This is a genomic window from Blastocatellia bacterium (genome assembly GCA_035275065.1).
In the GTDB taxonomy this organism is placed as follows: Bacteria; Acidobacteriota; Blastocatellia; order UBA7656; family UBA7656; genus DATENM01.
In genome coordinates this window covers 34,517-51,388 of record DATENM010000046.1, presented here as the reverse complement: position 1 = coordinate 51,388, position 16,872 = coordinate 34,517, and the positions used below count along the sequence as shown (strand labels likewise).

At 61.5% G+C, this 16,872-nt stretch carries 12 protein-coding genes; 10 read left to right on the top strand and 2 right to left on the bottom strand.

All coding sequences use genetic code 11. The features are described 5' to 3' along the window. Nucleotides 1-148 precede the first annotated feature (148 nt). The 3 genes from VJ464_10205 to VJ464_10195 all read left to right on the top strand — a co-directional run bounded on the left by VJ464_10205 (nt 149) and on the right by VJ464_10195 (nt 2,747). The gene (locus VJ464_10205; protein HKQ05495.1) at nt 149-916 is read left to right on the top strand and encodes a class II aldolase/adducin family protein; all 768 of its coding nucleotides are present in this window, start codon (nt 149-151) and stop codon (nt 914-916) included. 96 nt (nt 917-1,012) lie between these two features. After that, a complete protein-coding gene (locus VJ464_10200; protein HKQ05494.1) occupies nt 1,013-1,669 on the top strand; it encodes a DUF4433 domain-containing protein in 657 nt (218 codons plus the stop codon). 1 nt (nt 1,670) lies between these two features. After that, nucleotides 1,671-2,747 carry a macro domain-containing protein gene (locus tag VJ464_10195; protein ID HKQ05493.1) on the top strand — a complete coding sequence of 359 codons (1,077 nt, stop codon included), beginning with the start codon at nt 1,671-1,673 and terminating at the stop codon, nt 2,745-2,747. Nucleotides 2,748-2,834: 87 nt separating this feature from the next. On the opposite strand, the gene VJ464_10190 is transcribed toward VJ464_10195, so the two are convergent. Next, nucleotides 2,835-4,550: a D-aminoacylase gene (locus VJ464_10190; protein HKQ05492.1), complete on the bottom strand. Its 1,716-nt coding sequence runs from the start codon at nt 4,548-4,550 to the stop codon at nt 2,835-2,837. 204 nt (nt 4,551-4,754) lie between these two features. On the opposite strand from VJ464_10190, the gene VJ464_10185 reads away from it, so the two are divergent. From VJ464_10185 to VJ464_10165, 5 genes are all read left to right on the top strand, one after another. After that, nucleotides 4,755-5,354, top strand: a complete 600-nt coding sequence (locus VJ464_10185) for a lytic transglycosylase domain-containing protein (protein ID HKQ05491.1) — start codon at nt 4,755-4,757, stop codon at nt 5,352-5,354. A gap of 334 nt (nt 5,355-5,688) precedes the next feature. Beyond that, complete coding sequence (locus tag VJ464_10180; GenBank protein HKQ05490.1) at nt 5,689-8,229, top strand: HD domain-containing phosphohydrolase; 2,541 nt, start codon at nt 5,689-5,691, stop codon at nt 8,227-8,229. 48 nt (nt 8,230-8,277) lie between these two features. Next, a complete protein-coding gene (locus VJ464_10175) occupies nt 8,278-8,733 on the top strand; it encodes a hypothetical protein (GenBank protein HKQ05489.1) in 456 nt (151 codons plus the stop codon). Between the two features lie 129 nt (nt 8,734-8,862). Further along, nucleotides 8,863-9,078, top strand: a complete 216-nt coding sequence (locus tag VJ464_10170; protein ID HKQ05488.1) for a hypothetical protein — start codon at nt 8,863-8,865, stop codon at nt 9,076-9,078. Between the two features lie 437 nt (nt 9,079-9,515). Continuing rightward, nucleotides 9,516-12,719: a S8 family serine peptidase gene (locus tag VJ464_10165; protein HKQ05487.1), complete on the top strand. Its 3,204-nt coding sequence runs from the start codon at nt 9,516-9,518 to the stop codon at nt 12,717-12,719. Nucleotides 12,720-12,855: 136 nt separating this feature from the next. On the opposite strand, the gene VJ464_10160 is transcribed toward VJ464_10165, so the two are convergent. Beyond that, entirely contained in the window at nt 12,856-13,479 is a 624-nt protein-coding gene (locus VJ464_10160; GenBank protein ID HKQ05486.1) for a L,D-transpeptidase family protein, read from the bottom strand. 319 nt (nt 13,480-13,798) lie between these two features. Between VJ464_10160 and VJ464_10155 the strand changes: the two genes are divergently transcribed. After that, nucleotides 13,799-14,677: a Rieske 2Fe-2S domain-containing protein gene (locus VJ464_10155; protein HKQ05485.1), complete on the top strand. Its 879-nt coding sequence runs from the start codon at nt 13,799-13,801 to the stop codon at nt 14,675-14,677. Between the two features lie 310 nt (nt 14,678-14,987). Continuing rightward, nucleotides 14,988-16,865, top strand: coding sequence for a gamma-glutamyltransferase family protein (locus VJ464_10150; protein ID HKQ05484.1), 1,878 nt, complete (start codon nt 14,988-14,990; stop codon nt 16,863-16,865). The last annotated feature ends 7 nt before the right edge of the window (nt 16,866-16,872 follow it).

Sequence of the window (16,872 nt, the reverse complement as noted above, 5' to 3'; positions counted from 1 at the left end):
AGTGAAGAGTGAAGAGAGCGAGATATTCAGCGCGCCGTCTTCCTACTCATCACTCATCACTTTCTACTCATCACTTCTTGTCACTTGTCACTCGTCACTCGTCACTGCTATAACGATTGGCTCAACCGATGACTCAGGAGGACAGCTTATGCAGGCAGCCAAAGCAATGAACATTCGCGAGCAGGTGTCGGCGGAAGAATGGCAGGCGCGCGTCGATCTGGCGGCGCTCTACCGGCTGACGGCGCTTTATCATTGGGACGATCTCGTCTTCACGCACATCTCGATGCGCGTGCCCGGCCCGGAGCATCACTTTCTCATCAACCCGTACGGGTTCCTGTTTGAAGAGATCACGGCGTCGAGCCTCGTCAAAGTTGACCTCGCGGGCAACACCATGATGGAAACGCCGTACGTGATTAACCCGGCGGGCTTCACGATTCACAGCGCCGTTCATGAAGCGCGCGAAGATGCGCTCTGCGTCTATCACACGCACACCCTGCACGGCGTCGCGGTGTCAGCGCAGAAGCATGGCTTGCTGCCGATCTCGCAGCACTCGCTGATGCCGCTGATGGCGATTGGTTATCACGATTACGAAGGGCTGGCGCTGAACGCCGAAGAGAAGCCGCGGCTGGTCGCCGACCTCGGCACGAATCGGGCGCTGATTCTGCGCAATCACGGACTGCTGACGGTCGGGCGCTCGGCGGCGGAAGCCTTCCTGGCGATGTATATGCTCGAAGCCTCGTGCCGCATTCAGGTGCTGGCGCAATCGGGCGGCTCGGAGTTGACCCATATCGGCGAGCCGATCCTCAAAGGCATCCTCGCGCAAGTCGAGCAGGTGACGAAAGGCATGGGCGGCAACCTCGTCTGGCCGGCGCTGCTGCGCAAGCTCGACCGCGTTGACCCAAGCTACAAAGAGTAGTTCTGAGTGACTACTTTGTAGCACATCAACCAGAAGAAGGGCTTGCCCGATTCGACTGGCTTTCATCAGCGATTTTGAGATACAACTTGCTACACCATGTCGCAGCGCATTCTATCGAGCCTCAATCCAGAAGAGGCGCGAATTTTCCGCATCGTGCATGTGGCAAACGTCGCGTGGATTCTGGATCATGGTGGGATGCCTTGCCCGAATTCCGTCGAACAAGACCCCAATTACATAAATATCGGGAATACCTCGCTGATCGACAAGCGGGCGCGGCTGAGCGTCCCCATCTCGCCACACGGCACTCTAAGCGATTACGTTCCTTTCTATTTCACGCCGTTTTCGATAATGCTGTATAATATCAAAACGGGATATGGGGGAATCACCCGGCGCGATAATTCTGAAATTGTGATGTTTGTTTCTTCTGTCTACCGGCTGCGTGAACTTGGGCTTCTGTTTATCTACACGGACCAGCACGCCTATACAGCGGGAACAGACTTTATCGACGGCTCCGGTGATCTAAGGCAAATCGATTGGCCGTTGCTGCAAAGGCGAGATTTCAAGACGGACGATGCGAACCCCGGCAAACAACAGCGCTACCAGGCGGAGGCGCTGGTCCATAGGCGTGTCCCGCTTGAAGCGGTGCTTGGCATCGTTTGTTATAACGACACCGTTAAGCGGGGCCTTGAATCATTAATTGAGGAGCGTGGCATAAACCTCGAGGTCCGCGCTCTCCCTGGTTATTACTTTTAACATGATACGATTCACCACAGGCAATTTGCTTGATGCGGACGTGGAGGCTGTTGTCAACACGGTGAACACGTTCGGCGTGATGGGCAAGGGCATTGCCCTGATGTTCAAGGAGCGTTTCCCTGAGAACTACAAAGCATACGCAGCGGCGTGCAAAGCCGGAAAAGTGAAAATTGGCGAGATGTTTGTCACCTCGGTTGACGAATTGAAAGGCCGGCGTTGGGTTATCAATTTCCCGACGAAGGAGCACTGGCGTCCGCCCACGAAGCTGGAATGGGTGCGCATGGGGTTAGCGGCATTAAAGGAGGTGATTCGCGATAAACAGATTCGTTCTATCGCCATTCCGCCGCTTGGTTGCGGTAACGGCGGGTTAGATTGGGCCGTAGTGCGCCCGCTTATAGAGGAAGCGCTCGGCGGTCTGGAAGATGTAGACATCATCATTTACGAACCTACGACGCAATATCAAAATGTGGCCAAAAAGAAAGGCGCCGAGAAGCTGACACCAGCACGCGCCTTGATCGCTGAGATGGTGAGGCGATATTGGGTGTTAGGAATTGAATGTACGCTGTTAGAGACGCAAAAGCTAGCGTGGTTTCTGGAGCGCACTATCAAAAGCTTAGGACTAAAAGACCCACTCGATTTGCAATTTATCGCGAATCGATACGGCCCCTATGCTAATCGATTAACACATCTGCTTAATGGACTTGATGGCAGTTACCTGCACTGCGAAAAACGTCTCGCGGATGCTGGGCCATTCGACACGATATGGTTTGACGAGGCCAAGCGGGAAAAAGTCGAGCTCTACCTGAAAACTAGTGAGGCGAGAGTATATCTGCCTGCCATTAACGCAACTGACGAATTAATCGACGGATTTCAATCGCCGCTCGGAATGGAAGCGCTGGCTACGGTAGATTGGTTGATCGTTCGTGAAGGTGTGGAAGCAACACTCGCAGGCATTCGTCATGGGATTCGGAATTGGCCGGCTGGACTGGACCATGCGCAACGTAAGGAGCGCCTGTTCAGTGATCGCCTTCTGCAACTTGCATTAGAAAGGCTGCAAAACCTTAGAGAAGAAAAGTAACGAGTGATTAAGATAGAGCAAGCGAAGGTCCATGCTGTCCACCGATAGGCAGATGCGATGATCGCAAATATGAGCCTTACTTTCTTGTCACTTGTGACTTGTCACCCTGCCCGGTCCCCAGAGGGCGCGGCCCGGTTTCGCGCCCGTATGCTCGCCATCCTTGATAACCTGCGCGCCGTTGACGAAGACCTGGCGGACGCCGACAGCGTACTGATGCGGCTTGTCGAAGGTCGCGCGGTCGGCGATGGTCAAAGGGTCGAACACCACGACATCGGCAAACATTCCGGGCTGCAAAAAGCCGCGATGGTCTAAGCCGAGATTCGTCGCCGGCAATCCAGACAATCGGCGCACCGCGTCCTCTAGCGTCAGCACTTTTTCATCCCGCACATACTTGCCAAGCAAGCGCGCGAAGTTGCCATAGGCGCGCGGGTGCGTCGAAGACCGTGTGAACGGCGGCTCAGGGGCCATCGAAGAAGCGTCCGAGCCGAGCGACACCCACGGCTGGCGCAACTGCTTTTTGATGTTCTCTTCATTGATCATGAAATAGACCGTGCCGACGCGCGAACGGTCTTCAAGCACCAGATTCATGATCGTTTCAACCGGGTCTTCGCCGCGCAGGCGGGCGACTTCGGCAAGCGTTTTGCCGGTGTACGGCTTGAGCTTTTCGGATTTGAACTCGACCAGCAAGACGCGGTCGGGCGAGCCGGCGGCGAGGTAAAGATTTTCCCACTCGCTGGTCGGCGTGCGTACGGCGTCGGCGATCTTCTTGCGCATGGCCGGGTCTTGCAAGCGCTTGAACAGCGCCTCGTAGCCGCCGTCCAGCACCCAGGGCGGCATCGCCGCGTCCAGCCCCGTCGCGCCCGCCGTGTAGGTGTACATATCAGCGGTGATCTTCATACCCTTTCGTCGCGCCTCGTTGATCATCGCAATGACTTTATCCATCTTTTCCCAGTTCGCCTGGCCCGCGGCTTTCAGGTGATAAATCTCCGCGGGGATGTTGGCCTCGCGGCTGATGCGCAGCAATTCTTCGACGGCTTCGATCAGGCGATTGCCTTCCGAGCGCATATGCGAGATGTACTTGCCTTTGTACCGCGATGCGACTTTGCACATCTCGATCAGCTCCTCGGTTTTGGCGTAAAAGGCCGGCGCGTAGATCAGCGACGTGCCGATGCCGAGCGCGCCGGCTTCCATCTCGCGGCGTACCAATTGGCGCATCTCTTCGAGCTGGGCCGGCGTCGGCGGCTTGTCTTCGAGCCCGATGACGTATTCGCGAATCGTCGTCGCGCCGATGAACGAGGCGACGTTCTGCGACACGCCGCGCTTTTCGAGATAGCCGAGATATTCGGCGAGCGTCGTCCAGGGGATGTCGTACTTGAGGTCGCCCTGGCTGGCCAGCATGAGCTTTTTCATCGCGGGGTTGAGCGGCCCCATAGATTCGCCTTCGCCGAATATTTGTGTCGTCACCCCCTGGCGCAACTCGCCCTGCGAGCGGCCATCAATAATCAACGACTCCGTAGACCACGACAGCATGTTGATGAAGCCGGGCGCGACCGCCAGATTCGTCGCATCGATGACCGTCGCGGCAGTGGCCGTTTTCAAGTCGCCGACCGCCGCGATGCGGTCGCCGCGTATACCGACATCGGCGCGGCGCGGCGGCCCGCCGGTGCCGTCATAGACGGTGCCGCCCCGGATAATCACGTCGAAAGCAGGAGCGCGCCGCGTCTGCGCCGCCGCCATCGTCGGCAGCAGGCAGATGAGCGCGAGGGCGCAGAGTTTTCTCAGGCCGGTCATCAAGTTGTGCATGGCAAGGGTCTCCGTGTGGCGCAATCTGTTAGATTGCGCAGCGACTCGCGCAATCTAACAGATTGCGCCACATCTATAGCACATCGGTTTTTTCATCACAAGAAGGCCGGCCTTGCCGCTCGCCTCGGCGTGCGCGGCGCGCCGCCTTGCCGCTATAATCTGTCGAGACGCTGAGTGTCCCGAAACTTACGCCCGATGAGTCCCATGCGCAAAAAACTACTCATCCTGTTTGTCGGCCTTGTGATTATCGTGCTAACGGTGCTAGCGGCGCTGCATTACTGGACGCACCGCTACGACAAGCTGATTTATAGCGTTGCGGCGCAGCACAATGTTGACCCGCTGCTGGTCAAGGCAATTGTTTATGAAGAGTCGTTCTTCAGGTCGAACGCGCACAGCTCGCAAAACGCTGTCGGCTTGATGCAGGTGACGCCGGTGGTCGGCGAAGAGTTGATCAGCTCGACCCGTGCGCGCTCGCTCCCCGAAGCCATCGCCGGGGTTGCCGGCGGCGCGCCGCTGCCGGCCACCTCTTCGTTTAACGAGGCCATGAGCGACCCGGCCACCAGCCTGCACGTCGGCTGCTGGTATCTGCGCACCCTGCTCAACCGCTACCGCGACGAGCCGAACGCCCTGGCGGTGACGCTGGCCGCTTACAACGCCGGCCCTACGAACGTCGAGCGCTGGGCGGCTGAGAGCGAGCGCGTGCAATTGTCACCTGACGAATTCCTCAACCGCATCCAGTTTCCCGCCACCCGCGAATACGTCCGCCGCATCATCGAGCGCTACGACGACTACCAACGGCGGTAGCCAGTTGTCAGTTGTCAGTTGCCAGTAGGAAAGTCGCAGACGATCCACGCTGCTGCCTGGACTGGTAACTGACTAACCGGCTACTGGTAACTGCTTCCGTCATTGTGAATGAACCCGCCGGGCGGCGATTGCCAGATTGACTGGTGTGGCCGCCAGGGCTTGCGGCGATTGGTCCTTGCCGCTCGCTAACTGTCTGAAGATATAAGCTAAAAAAAAGTGCGCGTCGGAGCCGTCTGCGGCACGAGCGTTGATGAAGGATTTCCTGACCCGTGGCGCGCGGGCTGTTCTGGTTATACGGCCTCATATCTCAGGACGGTTGCCGAGGGCGCGCCGATTGTCCCCACAATCACTCGGAAGGCGGCAGCGCCGCCTTCCCGGTGTGACTCATCCGTCGCCGATTCAATCGAAGGTCGAGGTGACTGTGGCGCAAGCCGAAAGTTTCAGGGCCAAACTTTACGCCTGGTCGGTGGCCGTGGCGGGCGCCGCCGCGCTCGCCTTAGCGGTCTATCACCTGGCCCTGGAACCCGTTCGCCTCGACTGGCTGTTGCTGCTGGTCGGCATAGCCTTTGTCACCTGGCAGGGCGAAATCCGACTCCCCGGCATCAATAGCAAGGTGACGCTCACCGACGCCTTCATCTTCACCGGCGCGCTGCTGCTCGGGCCGTGGGCGGCGACCGTGCTCGCCGCGATTGATGGGCTGGCGCGCTCGACGCGCGGCGGCGGGCGCATGCGCCCGGTCAACTTCGGCGTCAACATGGGCGCTATGAGCCTTTCAGTGCTGAGCGCCCTGTTATTGTCGACGCTGGTTTTCGGGCCGCTGCCGGCGCTGCTCAGAGACAACCGGCAGGTTTATCAATTCGTGCTGGCGGCGCTGATGGCGGCGCTGGTCAATTACCTGCTGAACACGGCGATCATTGCCGGCTGTATTGCGCTCTGGAAAAACCGGCCCTTCTTTAAGACCTGGCGCGAAGATTACCTGTGGACGTGGCTGGCCTTCTTCGTCGGCATGGGCGTCGCCGTCGCGGTATCGAAACTGATTATGGTCTGCGGCTTCAGCTCGCTGCTCATCACCCTGCCGGTGATGGCGCTGACCTATGTGACCTATAAGACCTATCTCGGCAAGGTCGAAGCCTCGCGTCAGCGCATAGACAAGCTGACGCAATTGCACCTGGCGACGATTGAATCGCTGACCCTGGCCATTGATGCCAAAGACCCGTTGACGCGCGGCCACATCCAGCGCGTCAGCCGGCTGGCCGAAGGCCTGGCGCGCGCCATCGGCTATCCCGAAGAGCAGATGGAAGGATTGAAGGCCGCCGCTCTGCTGCACGACATCGGCAAGTTGGCGGTGCCGGATTACATTCTCAACAAGCCGGGCAAGCTCACGACCGCCGAATATTCGAAGATCATGATTCACCCGGTGGTCGGCGCCGACATTCTCAGCAACGTCGAGTTTCCTTACGAGGTCGTGCCCATCGTCAAGCATCACCACGAACGCTATGACGGCGGCGGCTATCCGAGCGGCCTGCGCGGCGAAACGATTCCCTTCGGGGCGCGCTTGCTGACGATTGTCGATTGCTACGATGCGCTGACCACCGCCCGGTCCTACCGCCAGAGCTACGGGCGCGACGATGCGCTCGACATCATGCGCAACGAGCGCGGGCGTATGTTCGACCCCACACTGCTCGACCAGTTCATCGCCATCATTGACACGCTCGAAGATGACGTGCCGGTCGCCAACCTCCAGGCGCCGGCGGCGTTCGCGGTCGAACCGCTGACGACCGGCCGCCTGCTCGATCCCGGCTTGAGCTTCCCGCCATCTACGCGGGTCGAGAAGGCGCTGCGCGACATCACCGCCGCGCAGGGCGAGGCGCTGTCGCTTTATGAAATCACCCAGACGCTCGGCTCGACGCTGAAGCTCTCGGAGGTGCTGCCGATAGTCGCGGCCAAGCTTGAATGCATCGCCAATTTTGCGACGCAGGTGATCTACCTGGCGGAAGGTGACCGTTTGCGCGTCGCCTATGCCACGGGCAAGAACGCCGAGGCGCTGAAAGGCTGGCAGATGGCCACCGGCGAAGGCGGCGCCGGCTGGGTGGCCGAGCACCGGCAGGTGCTGATCGGCGGCTCGCCGCTGGCGGACCTCGAACGCCCGCTCGGCGGGCTGGCCGCGGGCTACCGCTCGACGGCCATCTTTCCGCTGCTGCATGAAGCCGAGACGGTCGGCGCGCTGGCGTTCTATTGCGAAGAGAACAGCGGCTATACGCCCGACGAACTGCGCTTACTTGAAACCATCGCCACGCACGCGGCGGCGGCCATCCACAACGCGCTGGCGTTTGAGCGCACGCAGGAATCGGCGCTCACGGACAACCTGACCGGCCTGCCGAACTCGCGGTTTATGTACAGCTTCTTTGACCAGGAACGCAGCCGCGCCGAACGCTACGGCTACCCGCTGGTGCTGATGATGATGGACCTCGACGGTTTCAAGAAGATCAATGACACCTATGGCCATCACGTCGGCGACGAAATCCTGCGACGGGTGGCCGAGACCCTGCGCGCCTGCATGCGCAGCGGCGACCTGCTGATTCGTTATGCCGGCGACGAGTTCGTCGCCCTGCTGCACCGCGCGACGCCGGAAGTGGTTGCCGATCTGAAGCTGCGACTGCAAGCGGCGATTGATCATTGCGCCTACGAGGTGCGACCGGGCCGCATCGCCCGCGTCGGCATCTCAATCGGCCATGTGACCTACGGGCTTGAGAGCACGGCGATAGACGAGTTGATGGAGATTGCCGACCAGCGCATGTACGCCGACAAAGCGGCGCGCAAACAGGGCGCGGCGACGGCGCGCGTGGCGACGTTCCCGGCGCGCGCCGCGTTGTAGAAATTGGGACGCTCGATTTGAAGTTCGCGAAGGGAAGGGAAGTTGTTTATGGCATTACTGATTGAAGACGAAGCGATTCAGGACGCGGCGGCGCCGGTTGTGCGCGCCAAGATGCGTATGCTCGACCAGATGGCCGAAGCGCTCGAAGACGAGGCGGCAGGGTTGTACCGCCGCGCCGCCGTTTGCGAAGATGAAGAGTGTTTGCTGGAGCGCGAGATCGAAGAGCGGCAGACAGAGATCAACCGCCTGGCGCTGAAGCTGACGGCGTTGCGCGCCGACCGCGACGCGCTGGCCGTTAAGATCACGGCGCTCACCAACGAGGCGGCGGCATTGCGCGAGCAGGTCTTTCGCAACGAAGAAGCCGCGGTGCTGGCCACCATTGAGCGGGCCGCGGCGCTGACTTTGCCGCCGGTCATAGGCGACCGCGAAGCGACGGTGACGAGCGCCGCGCCGCGCGCCCTCTACTTCCGCCGCGCCGAGCGTCTTGACGTGTCGCCCGAATGAGCCGCGCGGCGTTTGTAACGGTTTGCTGAAACTTTTAGCGTAATCGTCATTTTGTAGATGCGAGGGTTTCCTTGACTCTATGCAACCGACCTCGCCTCCCCAGGCGTTGTCTCCAAGCACGAGGTCAATATGAGTGTGTGGAATGGCAAGGAACGGCGCGGCGCGGTCATTGACCGGCGCAAGATGGAGCGGCGACGCTCGACCCGCTACACCGCAGACACGCTCGTCATCATTGATGGCGTCACCTGGCTAGACAACGAAGGCACCGACCGGCGGCGCACCATCCGCCGCCGCGAAGACCGCGAGCGACTGGCGCGGCGCATCCTCGGCGAGCTCTTCGACTGACGCCCGCGCTGGCCGCCACACGCCTCGTTTACTCCGGCCTTGCAATGTAACCTGCATTCCTAAAATCGGGCTTGACAGTTTGTTATGCCCCGGTATATCTTCCCTTGCTCTCAAAGAAAGAGAGAGGAAGGATCTAAGCAATTCCTCCCCGTTCTTTTGCCGGTTTCCAAAGTAGTTCAATCCATCCGGGATGATTGGCAGGCTGAAAGCGTCTGAAGGCATCAACGATCAGGCGGCCGCATGCGCTACGGGCGCATGCGAAACCGCAGACGTCTTGCCCCCTCACAGGTGCTTTCAGCTCGAACCCGACAATCATCACGGGTCGCCACAATCCGCTTTCGGCAGCACCCTTCCGCTCGTACTGCCGGGAGTTCAGCTCAGGCTTTTGCGCCATCCCGATAACCCGGCCCGCGGGCCGCATAAGGAGAAGGATCTTAATGAAGCGTTCAACCGTTTTTCTTTTCGCGCTGGTGTTGACGGTATTGTTCCTGTCCGCCAGCGCCATGATGCAGCAAGACAACACGCCGCAATCTATCAGCCCTGCTGCCCCGAATGCCTACGTCAGTGACAGCACCTTGCACAAGGTCATCCTCGACGCGGCAGACCAGGCAACCTATAACCGGCTGAGCGAGCAAGGCGCTATCCATGACGAGATCAACTACGGCAGCTTCCGCATGCTGGTCGTAGACGAGCGGGCGATGGGCGGGCGCATGGCCATGCAATCGCTCGGCGGCGCATTGCAGGATGAATTCAATCTCATCGCCCTGAACGGTTATGTCTTAGACACGACCAACCCGGCGGCGACGTACAATCAACTTCCCGCCGACCTGCGCCGATCAGACATCTCAATCGCCTCGGCGGCGGGCACAGCGCCGACGGGCGGCCTTTACCTCGTACAGTTCGTTGGCCCCATCCAGGGCGAATGGCTCAAGACCCTGAAGGCGACGGGCGCAGAGATCGTCAGCTATATGCCGTCCGATGCCTACGTCGTGCGCGGCGATGCGCGCGCGGCGCGGCGGCTGATGAAACTCGGCAAAAACGATTCGACCGTGCAATTCGTCGGCGATTACGAGCCGGGTTTTCGCGTCTCGCCTTACCTGCGCGAGATGCGCCTGCGCGACAGCGCCGCCACCTTCAACGTCACCGTGCAGGTGATTGACGGCCCCGACGCCGAGCAGACCGTAAGCGACCTCAAGGCGCTGGCGACCGAGTTCGTGCAGACGTCCCGCGTTCTCAACTATCACAACGTCGAGCTGCAAGTGACGGCCGGACGACTGGCGCAGATGGCACAGTACGACAATGTCTTCGGCATCGAAGAGCGTGGCTCGCGCCGCAAGCTCGACGAAGCGCAGGGACAGATCGTCGCCGGCAACCTGAGCGGCAACGTGCCGACCGGCCCCGGCTACCTTTCGTGGCTGGCCTCAAAGGGCTTCACCAGCTCGCAGTTCACCTCGTTTGCGGTCAACGTCGCCGACGACACCTACACGCTTGCGGGCCACCCCGACCTGCCGGCGGCCCGCGTCGCTTTCACCAACAACCCGACGAATCAGAGCGGCGTGCTTGGCGGCCACGGCTTTTTGAACTCGCACATCATCGGCGGCTTCAATAGCGGCACCGGCTCGGCGTTCGAAGACGCCAGCGGCTTCAACTACGGCCTCGGCATTGCGCCGTTCGCCCGCGTCGGCGTCACCGCCATCTTCGGCAGCACCTCGTCGAGCGGCACGGTCTGGGAGAGCACCGCCTACGGCCAGGGCTCGCGCATATCGAGCAACTCGTGGGGCTTCCAGACGCAGACCGGCGGCCCTGTGGCCAAGTACGACGCCAGCGCCCAATCCTATGACGCCATCGTGCGCGACGCGCAGAGCGGCACCACAGGCTTGCAACAGCTCACCGTCGTCTTTGCCGCCGGCAATGACGGCTCGGCCTCGAACACGGTCAGCAGCCCGGCGACCGCCAAGAACGTCATCACCGTCGGTGCCAGCGAAAACGTCCGCCAGACCGGCACGGACGGCTGCGGCATCGCCAACACCGGCGCCGATAGCGCCAACGACATCATCAGCTTTTCGAGCCGCGGCCCGGTGAACTCGACCGGCGGCGATGGCCGCATCAAGCCTGACATCGTCGCGCCCGGCACCCACATCGAAGCCGGCGTGCCGCAATCGAACTATGACGGCAGCAGCGTCTGCAATCAGTTTTGGCCGACGGGCCAGACGCTCTACGGCTGGTCGAGCGGCACCTCGCATTCGACGCCCGCGGTCGCCGGCGGCGCGGCGCTCGTCTATCAAGACTTCCTCAACAAAGGGCTGGCCGCGCCGACCCCTGCAATGGTCAAGGCGGCGTTGATGAATGCGGCGGCTTACATGAGCGGCACCGGCGCCGGCGACAACCTGCCGTCGAACAGCCAGGGCATGGGCCGCATGGACCTGGGCCGCGCCTTTGACGGCACGGCGCGCATCCTGGTGGATCAGACGCAAGTATTGGGCGCGACCGGCCAGACTTATCAAGTCACCGGCACGGTCGCCGACACGACGAAACCGTTCCGGGTGACGCTGGCGTGGTCGGACGCGCCGGGGCCAACGACCGGCGCGCCGTGGGTCAACAACCTCGACCTTGAAGTGACGGTCGGCGGCGTGACGTACAAAGGCAACGTCTTTTCGGGAGCCAACTCGATCAGCGGCGGCACGGCGGACGCGAAGAACAACGCCGAGTCGGTCTTTTTGCCGGCGGGCACGTCGGGGAGCTTCACGATCACGGTCAAGGCGACGAACATCGCCGGCGACGGCGTGCCGGGCAACGCCGACACCACCGATCAAGATTTCGCGCTCGTTGCTTACAACGGCAACACCGGTGTGCCGGTACAGCCGACCATCGGCGTCAGCCCGTCGAGCATGAGTTTTTCGGCGACCGCCGGCGGCAGCAATCCTGCGAGCCAGTCGCTGTCGATCAGCAACACCGGCGGCGGCGTGCTCGTCTGGACAGCGAGCGCCAACCAGACGTGGCTCTCAGTCAGCCCGACTTCGGGCACCGCGCCTTCGGCCACGACCGTCTCGGTCAACATCAGCGGGTTGGCGGCGGGAACCTATAACGGCGCGATCACCATCAGCGCGACGGGGGCGACCAATACGCCGGTGACGGTGCCCGTGACGTTGACGGTTTCGAGTGGCGGCGGCGGCACGCAGCAGTTGTTGTTGAATCCCGGCTTTGAATCGGGCAACGTCAACTGGACGGCGACCGCCGGGGTGATTACTAACAGCGCCTCGCAAGCGGCGCACGGCGGGACGTGGAAAGCGTGGCTCGATGGCTATGGCACGACGCACACCGACTCGTGTTTCCAAACCGTCACCATTCCTTCGACGGCGACGAGTGCGACGTTGACCTTCTGGCTGCACATCGATTCAGCCGAAACCACGACGACGACACAGTTCGACAAGCTGCAAGTGCAAATCCGCAACTCGTCGAACACGGTGCTTTCGACGCTGGCGACTTACTCGAATTTGAACAAGGCCGCCGGCTACAGTCAAAAATCCTTCAACCTGCTGTCGTTCGCGGGGCAGACGATTCGCGTCTACTTCCTGGGCACGGAAGACAGCAGCCTGCAAACTTCGTTCGTGATTGATGACACGGCGTTGACGGTGCAATAACCGCCGCGCCATCACCAAAGCGAAAGGCCCGCGCTGTTGAGAGCAGCGCGGGCCTTCGTCATGTAGCGCAATCTGTTAGATTGCGCATGGGCTCGCGCAATCTAACAGATTGCGCTACACCCGATGGCGGAAATCATTATGGCTCGATGACAACGGCGACACCCTTCGGCACGGCCTCGAAGAGCTCTTTCATATCTACGTCGTCGAGCGCCACGCAGCCCCACGTCCAATCGTTCGACGAGCCGTTCCCGTGAATGAATATCTCGCCGCCCAGCCGCGTATTCCACGGCGGGCGCTGGCGGCGGTCGAGGGCGCTAACGATCTCGTCGTGCTGCGCGCGGTCGATCAGCCCGTCGCGCAGGCCGCGCGCCGCGTGCGTTTTGTCGGGATAGCTCAGGCCGAGCGAGCGATAAAATTTGCTCGCCTCGTTCTTGACGCAGACATAGAAGCTGCCTTCAGGGGTGCGCCCATCGCCCTGTCGCACCTTGTCGCCTGTCGGCGTAAAGCCCAGGCCGATGCGGTAGACGCGCAATTGACGGTCGCCGTCGAAAAGCAACAACCGGCGCTCGCCTTTCTTGACGAGGATGTGCGGCGCGGCGAGCGGCAATTTCAACGGCGTGTCCGGGCGCGGCTCAGTGGATGACTTGATTGCGGGCGCAAGCGGCGCCGCATCAGCGGGCGTGACGACCTTCTTTTGTGACATGATCCAGGCAGTGGTGGCGGCAGCAACCACGAGCGCCAGTCCGAGTATGCGCTTCATTTTTCGACTCCTGTCCGTCAGGCAGTAGGCGCTCTGGTTATCGCGAGCGATTATAAGTTGCCCGGTGCGCCGCCATCAAGCGACACCGCGAGGGCGGGATGGTTGACAAGTTGCAGTTAGCGAATGTAGTAATAGTGTAGCGGCTAACAGCGCACAACCCAAAGGTAGCGTTAGTCGCTTAGCATGGCAACCGACAGTGGGCGCGAGCGCAACCTATCGCGGCGGTCGCTAGTTCAACCTGCTCAACCTCACCCTCCACAAGCAGCCACTGCGATATAAATAGTCTCATTCACGAATGGGTGATAGGAAAGAGGACTCAATGTCATCAAACGTCGCGATTCAGCTTATCGATAAACAGGCTTGGCTCGACGTCGTTGCCGATTCGTTGCAGCCAGCGATTGCCGAAACCTTCCAAGCAGGCGGCATCGCCGGGAGGAAGATTAAAAACTTTCTGCACGGCACATGGCTCGGCCACCCGCTTCATTCAGTGCTGACCGATGTGCCCATCGGCGCGTGGACGGCGGCGCTGGTGCTCGACGCCATGGATGAAATCGGCGGGCGCGAGCGGTTCGCTGAGGCCGCCGATACGGCAGTCACCGTCGGAGTGGTCGGCGCCGCCGGCTCGGCGCTGACGGGGCTGACGGACTGGGCGCACACCGATGGCCATGCGCGCCGCATCGGCATCACCCATGGGCTGATGAACGCCAGCGCGCTGGCGCTCTACGCGGCCTCGCTGGTTTGCCGGCGGCGGGGTGAGCGTCGCGCGGGCCGAGGGTTTGCGGCGCTTGGTTTTGTGATCTCCAGCGCCGCGGCTTATCTGGGCGGGCATCTTGTTTATGGCGAGCAGGTCGGGGTTGACCACACGGCTGACCAGGAGCTGCCCGACGAGTTTACCTCTGTCATGGCTGAAGCCGAGCTGCGCGATGGCGAGTTGCAGCGCGTCGAGGCCGACGGCGTGCCGGTATTGCTCGTGCGGCGGGGCGAGCGGATTTATGCGATTGCCGAAACGTGCTCGCATATGGGCGGGCCGCTCGCACAAGGAACGCTTGAAGATGCCAGCGTGCGCTGTCCCTGGCATGGCTCGCGATTCGCACTCGAAGATGGGCGGGTGATTGAAGGGCCTTCGGTCCACGCGCAACCCTGCTTCGAGGTGCGGGTGCGCGACGGCCAGATCGAACTGCGCGCGGCGAGTCGTTGAGCTTCGCACAGGAGAAGAAGGCCGGCCGGCCTCTGACCAGCAAGCGATGCGGTACCTCTTCGCGCGTGTACAGCGCGTCGCGCGCAAGACTTTAGAAGAGCGCGGCACCCTCCCGCCACCGGAGAAGCATGCCAACGGGGTTGAGGATTTTTTCGGGCAGAGGATGGCCGCAATGAATAACTTCCGCTGGCCTCTCTTACAGGTAATCGTTTCAAATAAGCTGTAGAGCAATCGGGGATGACGCCGCGTTGACAGCCAGTCGGCAAAGACAGAAACTGTCCTTCTCACCATGCATCCTAAGGAGGCTCGTATGAGAACGCTGCCCGGTCTGCTGTCGTTCGTCATCGTCACCGCCATTTTTTTCGCTTCGACAATCGTTCCCGAAGCCGAGACCTTCCGGCCCGTCGTGCGCGGCAAGCGCGGTGTGGTCGCCGCCGGCCACCCGCTTTCAGCCGAAGCCGGCATGCGCCTGCTCCAGCAGGGCGGCAACGCTGTGGACGCCGGTTGCGCCGCGATACTTGCGGCCTCGGTCATCGAGTTTTCGCACTTCTCGTTCGGCGGTGAGGTGCCGATCATCATTAAAACCGCAAACGGCAAGCCTGCGGTCATCAACGGCCAGGGCATCGCGCCGAAGCTGGCGACCCGCGACTTCTTCATCGCATGGGCGCGGCAGAACAAAGATGCGAAGGGGCCGGTCTATCGCGGCTCGCCCGAATACGTCTCGATCAATGAAGGCGGCGCGCGGCCCGGCACCATCCCTTCGTCGGGCATACTGCCTGCGACCGTGCCCGGCGTGCTTGACGCCGTCGTCACCGCGCTCGACCAGTTCGGCACCAAATCACTGGCCGAAGTGATGCAGCCGGCCATCGAGCTGGCCGATGGCTTCCCGATAGACGAATTGCGCGTTAGCTACATCGAGCGGACGCGCAAAATCTTTGAGCCGTGGGCGACCAGCGCCAAGCTCTTTTTACCGAATGGCCGCGTCCCCAAAGTCGGCGAGATGTTCACGCAGCCCGACCTTGCGCGCACGTTGCGCGAGATCGTCGGCGCCGAGAAAGACGCCGCCTCGCATGGCCGCCACGCGGCCTTGATGGCGGCGCGTGATTATTTTTATAAAGGCCCCATCGCCCGGCGCATCGGCGAGTTTGCCGAAGCCCAGGGCGGATTGCTGCGCGCCGCGGACTTTGCGGCTTTCCATGCCCGAGTCGAAGAGCCGATGCATGCGAGCTATCGCGGCTATGAGGTTTATAAAACCGGCTTCTGGGCGCAAGGGCCGGCGATGCTTGAAATGCTCAACCTGCTCGAAGGCTACGACCTGCGACTGATGAAGCCGAACTCGGCGGAATACATCCACACGCTCACCGAAGCGATGAAGCTGGCGTTTGCCGACCGTGATCGTTATTACGGCGACCCGGATTTTGTGAAGGTGCCGGCGAAAGAGCTGCTGTCGAAAGAGTATGCGACGGCGCGCCGCCGCCTGATCGATGCGCAACGCGCCTCGCTCGAACAACGGCCCGGCGACCCGGCGAGCGTGAAGCCGGTTGATAGCGGTCACGCGCAGCCGCGCTTAACCGGCCAGTCGCAAGTGCCCGAGGCCGAGCGCGCCAACGACACGACCTGCGTCAACGTGATGGACAAAGACGGCAACGTCTTTTCGGCGACGCCGTCGGGCGCGTGGCTGCCGGCGGTTGTCGCAGGCGACACCGGCGTGCTGATGGGCCAGCGCATGCAATCCTTCTTGCTCGAAGAGCATCACCCGAACGTCTTGCAGCCGGGCAAGCGGCCGCGCATCACGCTAACGCCGACGCTGGTGATGAAGGATGGCAAGCCGCTGCTGGTGCTGTCGACGCCGGGCGGCGACAATCAGGATCAGTCACTGGTTCAAGTCCTGCTCAACGTCATCGAGTTCGGCATGAACGTGCAGGAAGCGGTCGAAGCGCCGCGCTTTCAAACGCTGCACCTGGTCAGCTCGTTCGACGATCATCGCTTCAACGCGGGCGTCTTGAACCTCGAATCGCGCATCGCCAAAGAGGTCGCCGACCAGTTAGCGGCGCGCGGCCACAAGGTCGAGATGCAGGCGGCGTGGGGCAATCCGAGCGCCCCGACCATCATCATGCTGCGCTCGGATACGGGCGTCATCGAAGGCGGCGCCGACCCGCGCCGCGGGCGCTACGCCATCGCCTGGTGAGGCGCGA

Bases quoted from the DNA above. Each gene is read 5' to 3' on its own strand.
- VJ464_10160 (HKQ05486.1), bottom strand. From the start codon at position 13,479: ATGAAGCGCATACTCGGACTGGCGCTCGTGGTTGCTGCCGCCACCACT.
- VJ464_10165 (HKQ05487.1), top strand. From the start codon at position 9,516: ATGAAGCGTTCAACCGTTTTTCTTTTCGCGCTGGTGTTGACGGTATTG.
- VJ464_10185 (HKQ05491.1), top strand. From the start codon at position 4,755: ATGCGCAAAAAACTACTCATCCTGTTTGTCGGCCTTGTGATTATCGTG.
- VJ464_10155 (HKQ05485.1), top strand. From the start codon at position 13,799: ATGTCATCAAACGTCGCGATTCAGCTTATCGATAAACAGGCTTGGCTC.
- VJ464_10150 (HKQ05484.1), top strand. From the start codon at position 14,988: ATGAGAACGCTGCCCGGTCTGCTGTCGTTCGTCATCGTCACCGCCATT.
- VJ464_10175 (HKQ05489.1), top strand. From the start codon at position 8,278: ATGGCATTACTGATTGAAGACGAAGCGATTCAGGACGCGGCGGCGCCG.
- VJ464_10170 (HKQ05488.1), top strand. From the start codon at position 8,863: ATGAGTGTGTGGAATGGCAAGGAACGGCGCGGCGCGGTCATTGACCGG.
- VJ464_10200 (HKQ05494.1), top strand. From the start codon at position 1,013: ATGTCGCAGCGCATTCTATCGAGCCTCAATCCAGAAGAGGCGCGAATT.
- VJ464_10195 (HKQ05493.1), top strand. From the start codon at position 1,671: ATGATACGATTCACCACAGGCAATTTGCTTGATGCGGACGTGGAGGCT.
- VJ464_10205 (HKQ05495.1), top strand. From the start codon at position 149: ATGCAGGCAGCCAAAGCAATGAACATTCGCGAGCAGGTGTCGGCGGAA.
- VJ464_10190 (HKQ05492.1), bottom strand. From the start codon at position 4,550: ATGCACAACTTGATGACCGGCCTGAGAAAACTCTGCGCCCTCGCGCTC.